The organism is Peribacillus sp. NPDC060253 (assembly GCF_042727425.1).
Taxonomy (GTDB): domain Bacteria; phylum Bacillota; class Bacilli; order Bacillales; family DSM-1321; genus Peribacillus.
Genome location: NZ_JBHXAS010000153.1, coordinates 1 through 8,940, shown reverse-complemented (window position 1 = coordinate 8,940; position 8,940 = coordinate 1). Strand labels below are relative to the sequence as shown.

The 8,940-nt window shown below is 35.7% G+C and carries 8 protein-coding genes and 2 pseudogenes; 7 read left to right on the top strand and 3 right to left on the bottom strand.

Annotation, left to right across the window (positions count from 1 at the left end):
* Positions 1 to 649: 649 nt before the first annotated feature.
* Positions 650 to 1,558 carry a LysR family transcriptional regulator gene (locus ACFWE9_RS24060; RefSeq protein ID WP_230155483.1) on the bottom strand — a complete coding sequence of 303 codons (909 nt, stop codon included), beginning with the start codon at positions 1,556 to 1,558 and terminating at the stop codon, positions 650 to 652.
* 839 nt (positions 1,559 to 2,397) lie between these two features.
* Between ACFWE9_RS24060 and ACFWE9_RS24055 the strand changes: the two genes are divergently transcribed.
* From ACFWE9_RS24055 to ACFWE9_RS24045, 3 genes and pseudogenes are all read left to right on the top strand, one after another.
* The gene (locus ACFWE9_RS24055; protein ID WP_230155485.1) at positions 2,398 to 3,147 is read left to right on the top strand and encodes a cytochrome P460 family protein; all 750 of its coding nucleotides are present in this window, start codon (positions 2,398 to 2,400) and stop codon (positions 3,145 to 3,147) included.
* Between the two features lie 31 nt (positions 3,148 to 3,178).
* Positions 3,179 to 3,865: a DUF4405 domain-containing protein gene (locus ACFWE9_RS24050; RefSeq protein WP_230155487.1), complete on the top strand. Its 687-nt coding sequence runs from the start codon at positions 3,179 to 3,181 to the stop codon at positions 3,863 to 3,865.
* A gap of 69 nt (positions 3,866 to 3,934) precedes the next feature.
* Positions 3,935 to 4,099: pseudogene (locus tag ACFWE9_RS24045) on the top strand (family 1 glycosylhydrolase); the annotation flags it as partial.
* Positions 4,100 to 4,125: 26 nt separating this feature from the next.
* Here ACFWE9_RS24045 and ACFWE9_RS24040 read toward each other — a convergent pair.
* Positions 4,126 to 4,272, bottom strand: a complete 147-nt coding sequence (locus tag ACFWE9_RS24040) for a LysR family transcriptional regulator (protein ID WP_377359166.1) — start codon at positions 4,270 to 4,272, stop codon at positions 4,126 to 4,128.
* Between the two features lie 246 nt (positions 4,273 to 4,518).
* Between ACFWE9_RS24040 and ACFWE9_RS24035 the strand changes: the two genes are divergently transcribed.
* From ACFWE9_RS24035 to ACFWE9_RS24020, 4 genes and pseudogenes are all read left to right on the top strand, one after another.
* Entirely contained in the window at positions 4,519 to 5,034 is a 516-nt protein-coding gene (locus tag ACFWE9_RS24035; RefSeq protein ID WP_230155488.1) for a cyclophilin-like fold protein, read from the top strand.
* 86 nt (positions 5,035 to 5,120) lie between these two features.
* Positions 5,121 to 6,290, top strand: coding sequence for an MFS transporter (locus ACFWE9_RS24030; RefSeq protein WP_230155489.1), 1,170 nt, complete (start codon positions 5,121 to 5,123; stop codon positions 6,288 to 6,290).
* A gap of 171 nt (positions 6,291 to 6,461) precedes the next feature.
* Entirely contained in the window at positions 6,462 to 7,169 is a 708-nt protein-coding gene (locus ACFWE9_RS24025; protein WP_230155490.1) for an SDR family oxidoreductase, read from the top strand.
* Positions 7,170 to 7,436: 267 nt separating this feature from the next.
* A pseudogene (locus ACFWE9_RS24020) lies at positions 7,437 to 8,053 on the top strand (YhgE/Pip domain-containing protein); the annotation flags it as partial.
* A gap of 50 nt (positions 8,054 to 8,103) precedes the next feature.
* Here ACFWE9_RS24020 and ACFWE9_RS24015 read toward each other — a convergent pair.
* On the bottom strand, positions 8,104 to 8,502 hold the full coding sequence (locus ACFWE9_RS24015) for a MerR family transcriptional regulator (protein ID WP_356713869.1): 399 nt from the start codon (positions 8,500 to 8,502) through the stop codon (positions 8,104 to 8,106).
* Positions 8,503 to 8,940 lie beyond the last annotated feature (438 nt).

Below are 8,940 nucleotides of genomic sequence, written 5' to 3'. Positions count from 1 at the left end.
AGCAGCTTGGGCTATCAAACCCCACAAGCCATTGAAGATTTAATTAGGAATACAGCTTAAGATTTAACTTTTTTGTGTCCAAAATATTGACTCAAATCCAGTATATTAAATTTCTTTTGTGTACATAAATCATGCACATAAATTGGTTAACTAAACAAACAAGAAAGTGCTGGAAAGAACATGAATGGGGCAGCAGGCAAGGAGGAGTAACAGATAGAACTAAAACATTGTAAGCGAGTTAAAAAGGTATCGGAATGGGAGACCCATTCCGATACCTTTTTAGGTTGTTTTGGCAATCTCATCTATGTCAGCACACATAATCGTATCGACTTTATTCATCATGAAGCTGACGGTTATTCAAGATTTTGATGCCAGCAATCGTTTTCTACGATTGCATCAACTCTTCCAATGATTTTAAATTATTTTCATATTCAGTAATATTAGAAGCTGGTTACCCAATACCTATGTAAACATCACCAGTTATTGTTTCTTCCATGGAACTAAATTCTGCCGCTTAGGCTACCGTTAAGTTGGGAGTTGCCGGATTTAGGCGCATTGATGTGCTGGTTAACAACTCAGGTAATCCTATAGCGGCCAATTCGAGAAATAAATTATAATAAATAATTGTTAATATTGTTACGTGATTTTCCTATTCATCTGATGAAAAATTTGTAAATTTTCCCTGAATTTCTTTTAAAAATATTTCAGCAGCAGCGGAAAAAACCTGATGTTTTTTCCAAACAATGTTTAAGCCAGATTCAAGTCTTGGCTCTAGCGGTCTAAAACAAAGGTTACTATCACTAGACGTATTTACTATTTTATCAAGGGTTATTGCATAACCAATACCCTCTTCAACCATGATTGCAGCATTATATGCAAGATTGTATGTAGTCACGACGTTTAAAATGTCAAAATTTTCACCAAACCAATCCGCAAATTCATTTTTAGACAATGTCTTTTTCATAGCCTGCCGTGAACAGATTAGCGGAAAATTTAATAAATCCAGTGCTTGAATGGTATCTTTGAAAGCAAGAGGACTGTCTTTCCTCATAACAACGCCCCAAACATCTTTGGTTGGGATATTGATATAATTGTATTTGGATAAATCAGCTGGTTCAATTAAAATACCAAAATCAAGCAATCCTTTGTCAAGTCGTTCAGTCACATCGTCTTCGTTTCCGCTGTACAGGTGATACCGTATATTTGGATAACGTAATTGTAAATCTTTTACTACCCGTGCAATCAGTCTCATGGCGTCCGTTTCCCCACCACCTACATAAACGTCACCACTTATTGTTTCTTCCATAGAACTAAATTCTACACCTAATTTATCAACCATATCAACGATTTCTTCTGCTCTCTTTCGGAGGAGCATTCCTTCATCTGTGAGAATGATACTGTGACTACTGCGAATAAATAGTTTTTTTCCTAACTCTTGTTCAAGATCTTTTAATTGTCTTGACAAGGTTGGCTGTGTCACATGCAAAAAATTAGCAGCACCTGTAATGCTTCCTTCTCTTGCAACAGTAAGAAAATATCGCAAAACTCTAAATTCCATCTATCACGCCTCCTTTTTATTATTTTAGTATATACGCTTCAGAAATGCTTAACAAGCATGTCTTGATATGTGATATAAGTATTTGTTATAAACGAAAGGCACAGCTAAAATAAATTGTATAGAGTAAAGAAAGGATGATGTTATCTATTATGTCTACTAATTAAGATAAAGTTGTTGTAATAATGGGTATATCAAGTGGAATTGGTAATGCAACCAATAAGAAACAAGGAGAATAAGGAGCAAAAATAGTCATTGCCGCTCGTCATGGAGTTCAATTGAAAGCGCTTATTACAAGCTTGAGTCCTTCTTCAAAGAAAATCTCAAGAAAAAATAGGGCTTGTGTTGGAAGATCGTAATGAGCTTTACGTGCTAATGGTATTTTTGAGTGAAACCACTGTGTGAATCCCGTATATCTTGTCGGGATTCATATTTTTTTTCAAAGAGAATTCAAATTTTGGTAAGGATTCAAAAAGAGCTTTCAAGCGACCTTCACGACATATGTAATTTCAGCACCTTATATAGATTTGAAGGGTGTTGTAATAATTACGATGAGCCTCAATGACTTAATTTGCTCCTTCTAGTGCAAATTTCTTAGTAGTTTTGCTTCGTCAATTCCATTGGTTGCTCCAATGATAACAACAACTTTATTCGTTACATCTGCGACTGCTTTTCAGAGTTTTTTATGCTTGGGGATTTAACGAATAGAGAAGAAGTCAGTATGAAAATAATTCCCTTACCATCTAGAGACAACGATATTCAAATTAGATTAATAATCAGATAGAAGCCAAGTCGCATGAATTTACGAGACAAAAAAACGAAACTTGGAGGCGGAAAACGGGATGAAAAAACGATTCATTCTTTCATTTGCATTGTTGCTAGCCCTCACCCTTACTGCTTGCAATAACAATGATACTGATACAAAGAACAACTCTCAACAAGAAGAGGGTTCCTCTGGGGCTAAGTCTGGGGAATACGCTGAGATTGGATCCGGTGCTAACCTTGTAAAATTCCCTGAAGACCTTGAAAAGGGGATCGTGTTTGCCACTTACGATCGAGGAGATATTCATGAAAACATCTATGTAAATAGTAGAAAAGCAATTGAAGCGGTGCAGAACGGAGATGAGCTTCCGAGCGGCACCGTTATCACTCTCGAAGGATTTCGAGATGGAGAGATTGAGCATTATTTAGTGATGGAAAAGCGTACCGGCTGGGGTTCCCAGTACTCGCCTGAAGAGCGTAATGGGGAATGGGAATACCAGCATTTTACACCTAACAGAGAAGTTGCAAAAGACAATATTGGCCGTTGCTTTTCCTGCCACGCAAATCAGGAAAGAGATGACTATATGAATTCGATGGATCAGATGAAGGAGTTTGATTTGAGAGAGATTTCACAATCAAAAAAAAGCAGTTCAGACACCCCACTCGTAGCTATCCCTACAGAGCATTGGAAGGTTAGTGAAATATCTGATCATGTGAATGATTCTAAGGAGGTAAATAAAGAAGCAAGTAATGTAATGGATGATGAGGAAAAAGTGAAAAAAATTCAGGACGTTCTTTTGAAGATGTATTTACAGCAATATAAAAGCTAATCAAGCGATTAAATAGAAAGAGGAGAATACTTTGAATCGAAAGATGTTATTTAGGCTTATTAATGACCTTGTTATGACAGTTCTTATGTTAATAGCAATGGCTTACTATATTACCGGAAATAGGATCCATGAAGTCGTAGGAATTGTGGTGCTTGTATTATTTATCTTCCATAATTTTTTAAATCGACGTTGGTATAAAGCGGTTTTTAAGGGAAAGCATAATTTTCGTCGTATTCTGCAAATCGGATTCAATCTGCTTTTTCTAGTAGCAATGATTTTGATGATGATATGTGGAATACTAATATCCAGTGATATTTTTCCCTTTATACCGATTAATAATGACATGAACTTCCGGCAAATACATGTTCAGACAGCCTATTGGGGATTTATCATCATGGCAGTACACATAGGATTATCATGGGGAATGATTATCAATTCAGTACGGGGGATGACGGGAATCACCGGTACTAGTCATATTCGTACCATTGCTTTGCGTATTTTGGCGGTATTAATTGTTGCCTACGGGGTACAATCCTCTTTCGAGGGAGAAATGGGAACTAAGCTATTCATTTACAACCCATTTGGTTGGTTCAATGATGATTCTACAATAAGGTTTTTAATTGACCACTTATCGATCATGGGGATCTATATTGCTGGGACATATTATGCTTTGAAATTTATTCAGAGGCAGGAACAAAAAGCGGTTCAAAAAAAATGATATAGGTTTAAAACGGATGGATATCAAATGAATGTTTTGCATTGGGTTTTCAGGCATCAGTTCAATAGAGAATACGGTGGTTGGAGAAGCCACGGAGTTGTTACATTTTTTGAAAGATACGCAAAAGCAATTTTTAACCGGTACAAAACAAGGTAAAGTATTGGCTCACATTTCCAAATAAATTCCGGTCTAGAAATGCCAATTATGTGTCTTGATTTTGCGATTCAAAAAGAAGGATGATTGGGGATGGGAAATTGACCCTATCGGATTAAGAATTTCTCTAAACTTAATTGCCTCAATAACGACTGCTGTGATAAATGCAAATATTGTGACACAGCCGAAATACTCTGTTGGTTCGCTACCGCAATAAAATATCGCAACAATCGGATTTCTATAAACTCCTTCATATAACCAAAAGGTATATCAAGTTATTTGATATAGGTATTTGATATCTGAATCCTATCATTTTATGATGTTATTGTAGCTTTGAAATAAAGTTTAATTAAAAATGTTCCCTGAAACCACAGTTTACTACAAATTAACGAATCCATTATTAAAAAATATCGAACGCTAGGCTCCACCAATGAAACAATCACGTTGTGATTGGGACAACTTCTGTATATAAAATGCACAAATAGAAGGAGGCTAACAAGATGAAAAAACTGTTATGTCTGAGTATTTTAGTTATGAGCTTTGTCCTCGCTGCTTGCAGCAGTAATGACAATAATTTATCTGAAACCGACAGAGGTCACAATGAAAGTTATAAATCAAACCGTACACAAGAAGAACCAACAGAAGATAGTATTTCAGAAATAAGAATAAAATTATCGTTTAACAAGGAGGAAGTACTTGTTAGGATGTACGATAATCCAGCAAGTAGGGATTTTTTAGCTCAATTGCCGTTAACGGTAACATTTGAAGATTACGTAGGTAAAGAGAAAATAAGTATTTTACAAAAAAAGTTATCAGCAGATAATGTGCAATCCGAAAACCAACCAAAAAAAGGAGACTTTGCTTATTTTTCACCTTGGGGAAATTTAGCTATTTTTTATAAAGGCCTTGAAGATGCCACAAGTGATCTTATTATATTAGGTCAGATTGAATCAGGAAAAGAAAACTTTGAAAATATTCATAGTGATTTTACAGATACAATTGAAAAAGCTGACTAAATGATAAAGATAAGATAGCTCCTTAAATAACACACCTTTACGCAACTAGATAATGACACTTTCAAGAAAGAAGGAAATCAATTTTTATGTCAAAAAGAAACAATTTACTTATATTTACATTGGCACTAGGGGCTTTCGGCATCATAAATACTGAAATGGGGGTTATAGGGATATTGCCCTATATTGCTGATCACTTTCATATCAGTGTATCTAAGGCCGGGTTGCTGGTAAGTCTCTTCGCACTCACTGTCACAATATCTGGTCCAACTATGCCGTTATTATTTTCGGGTATAAATCGTAAGAAGGCAATGTTATTTGTACTTGGTATTTTCGTTCTAGGTAACATTGTCTCCATATTTACATCTAACTTTACCATTGCAATAATTGCGCGTGTGATTCCAGCCATATTTCATCCAATCTATTTTTCAGCAGCTTTTACAATGGCTGCTAACTCAGTTAGCAAGGAAGAAGCTCCAAAAGCTGTTTCAAAAGTTTTTATTGGAGTATCTGCGGGTATGGTACTTGGTGTACCAATCGCAAGTTTTCTTGCTAGTACAGTTTCATTTCAAATATCAATGGCATTTTTCGCCATCGTGAACGCTCTAGTATTTATTGCTATATTAGTATTTTTCCCTTCTATGCCTGTTAAAGAAAGACTTTCTTACGGAGCTCAATTATCGGTATTAAAACAACCAATTATATGGCTTTCCATTGTTGCTGTCATTTTACTAAATTCAGCAGTATTTGGGGTGTATAGTTATCTTGCTGAGTATCTTAAAACCGTTACGAATATCTCTGGGAAATCAATTAGTTTAATGTTAGTCATATTCGGGGGGGCAAGTATTATTGGAAACATTGTGGCAGGGAAGTTACTTACTAAAGATGCCATCAAACTTGTAGTATCTTTTCCTTTTGCATTGGGAGCCGTTTACATCATATTATTCTTGTTAGGAAAATTTACTTTACCTATGGCTATCATTACTTTAGTTTGGGGAGTATTGGCTGGAATAGGAACTAATATTAATCAATACTGGATTACGTCTGCAGCTCCAGGAGCTCCTGATTTCGCTAATGGATTATTTTTATCATCCGTTAACTTAGGAACAACCATTGGTACAGCTGTAGGTGGATTATTTATATCAGAAATGGGTACACAATACGTCATGTTAGTGGGGTTATTATCGTTAATATTGAGTGTAGTATTTATTTTACTAAGAAACTACATGCATAGTCCTATAAGACAATTTTCTAGATAAGGTATTCATTCAACAATCTATAACAGTTTTCTAATCATTATTGATTTATCATCCCTGTCCAATTTTCTTTGACTGAATTTCCAGGTGTTACCTTAATTAATAAGCCAAAAAATCTAATAATAACCTAGCCTACAACCAAGGTTATTATTAGGTGAGAAATGGAGGAGTTAAATGTCACACGATAAACAAGTTGCACTTGTCACCGGCGGGAATCGAGGAATTGGATATGAGCTGGTCAAGCAATTGTCGTTGAAAGGTTTTAAGGTCATTTTGGCAAGTCGGGATCCAGAGATGGGTGATGAAGCTGCGCAAAAAATTAGGGAGTCAAATCTTGATGTTTCGTTTGTAGTAATGGATGTAGACAATCAAGATAGTATCCGTCAAGCTGCGGTTACAGTAAATGAGCGGTATGGAAGATTAGACGTATTAATTAATAATGCTGGCGTTTATTTGGATGAGAATAAAAAGTTATTGAATATGGATCAGTCCATTCTAGAGAAAACGATGGCAACTAATTTCTTTGGGGTTTACCATGTGATCCATTCGTTTATTCCACTCATGGAAAAGCAAGGTTATGGGAGAATTATTAATGTTTCTTCAGAATATGGGGCGATGAGTGAAATGTCATATCAAGGAGTAGGCGCATATAAGTTGTCTAAACTTGCACTAAATGGATTGACTCGATTGGTAGCTGCAGAAATCAAGGGTGATATTAAAATAAACGCGGTCGATCCGGGATGGGTAAGCTCAGATATGGGTGGACCATCGGCTCCAAGATCGCCAAAGCAGGCGGCGGAGTCTATCCTTTGGTTAGCGACGATTGGACCTGAAGGACCTTCTGGAAGGTTCTTTAGAGATGGAAAACAAATTCCTTGGTAAACATTAGTGTTGATCAAGAAATTCCTTTCTGGAAGAACTCGAATAGTACTATATTTCTTGAGTACAAAGGTGTTTCTGTTAAACTAAAAAATTCACTTAAGTCTATTTGGTGCTTATGTTGAAAATAAGAAAAACTAATCGGGATTTACCGATTAGTTTTTTTGCGTGAAAAATGCGAAATAATAAGAGTAAAGTTTGTGAACTTATGTACTTAAACTACAGGGTACTGGGCAGACGATTGTTGAAATGACATAAAAGTCTTCAGCATCAGCAAAGGATAAAGACCCTACTGTAAAATGGGTGGAAGTAGACAGTATTGAGGCAGTCCAAAAAGGTTTAGATAATCAAAAGTATTACGCGGTTTTAGTTATTCCCAAAGATTTGCAAAGCAAGCATCATTACGGACACCAGCACCTTCCGCACCTGAAGTACAAATATTTATTAATCAGGGAATGAATACGGCTGCTTCAACGATGACAGGACAGGTCTTGAATGGAGTAGTTGACAACATGAACAACACTGCCTGAAAAAAACTACTTGCTGATTTTGAAAAACAAGGAGCAACCTTGACAGCAAAACAGGCAGCAAACCTTGCAGTTCCAAGCTAAGAAAGTCACAAATGTCAATGAAATCGGCACGAATAGTGCAAAAGGAAATGCTCCTGTTTCCTTATTCCAGCCATTATGGATGGCTAGTTTGGCTAGTGCTGCGATAATCTTTATTTCTATTAGCAAAATGCCGATCCGCACTAGAAAAGAAACCTTTGTCACAAAGGTCTGGCAAATTTTATGGGTGCGGTTGTAGCTGTGGTAATTGGATTTGGCTTTACCTGGATAGCAGATGGAATGGTTGGTTTGAATATCCCGAATTTCATGGATATGGCCTTTAACGGCTTTTTTTACAACAAAAAAATCTTATTAAGGTAAATTCTCAATTAAGCTTTAAATGACATGTTTTCTTTTTCTTTGTGATACTTCTTTTCTAATTGATCGTAGTACTCTATCTTCGTTTCAATTTTTATAAAAGCGTTATTCAAGTCTCTTTGCTTCTCCATCATTTTCTCTTTATGTTTTTCAAATATCTGTTTGCGTTTCGTGGCTGTGCTGTCTCCTTCTTTTGTTAATTCCACGATCGCACTTAATTCTGAGAGAGCTATATCAGTTTTTCGGAAACATACAATAAGCTCTAACCATGATAAATCTGTTTCGTCAAAAATACGATTTCCATTTTCATCTCTTTTTATAATAGGTAGAAGACCCTTTTGTTCATAATATCGGAGTGTGTGTGCAGGCAAACCTACCTTTTCAGCTGCTTCTTTTATAGAAAATTCCATTGTATCCTCCATATTTCTTTTTACTATTTTGTTCATCATTCATCTTCTAAATCTTTTAAGGACACTATATGGTGGTATTTGGTTTCTAATAAACTGCCTCTCCCAATAAAATATAGAGAAGAATAGAAAGCTTAGGTGCTTGGTCAGTCCGTAAACCTTTATCTAGCTAAATGTTACGACTACGTCAGGTAACATATCCATTAGTACAAATGTAGTCATACCAATAACAACATTCACCAGTTTCTAAAATGAACTTTTATATCAGTTATATCCTCATTTATATCCCTTTACTATGATCTATATCTTTCGTTTTATTATAGACCTTAAAGTGCACTTTAATGCAACTAGTAATGTGTAATTAAAGGAGCAATAGAAAACATACTATAAGTATTCCACTTCTCTAGAGCAAATCAAGTATAAAGTAGCTCATTATAATAC

Coding starts and splice junctions, on each gene's coding strand:
- ACFWE9_RS24060 (WP_230155483.1), bottom strand. CDS start 1,558: ATGGAATTTAGAGTTTTGCGATATTTTCTTACTGTTGCAAGAGAAGGA.
- ACFWE9_RS24055 (WP_230155485.1), top strand. CDS start 2,398: ATGAAAAAACGATTCATTCTTTCATTTGCATTGTTGCTAGCCCTCACC.
- ACFWE9_RS24040 (WP_377359166.1), bottom strand. CDS start 4,272: ATGAAGGAGTTTATAGAAATCCGATTGTTGCGATATTTTATTGCGGTA.
- ACFWE9_RS24035 (WP_230155488.1), top strand. CDS start 4,519: ATGAAAAAACTGTTATGTCTGAGTATTTTAGTTATGAGCTTTGTCCTC.
- ACFWE9_RS24030 (WP_230155489.1), top strand. CDS start 5,121: ATGTCAAAAAGAAACAATTTACTTATATTTACATTGGCACTAGGGGCT.
- ACFWE9_RS24025 (WP_230155490.1), top strand. CDS start 6,462: ATGTCACACGATAAACAAGTTGCACTTGTCACCGGCGGGAATCGAGGA.
- ACFWE9_RS24015 (WP_356713869.1), bottom strand. CDS start 8,502: ATGGAATTTTCTATAAAAGAAGCAGCTGAAAAGGTAGGTTTGCCTGCA.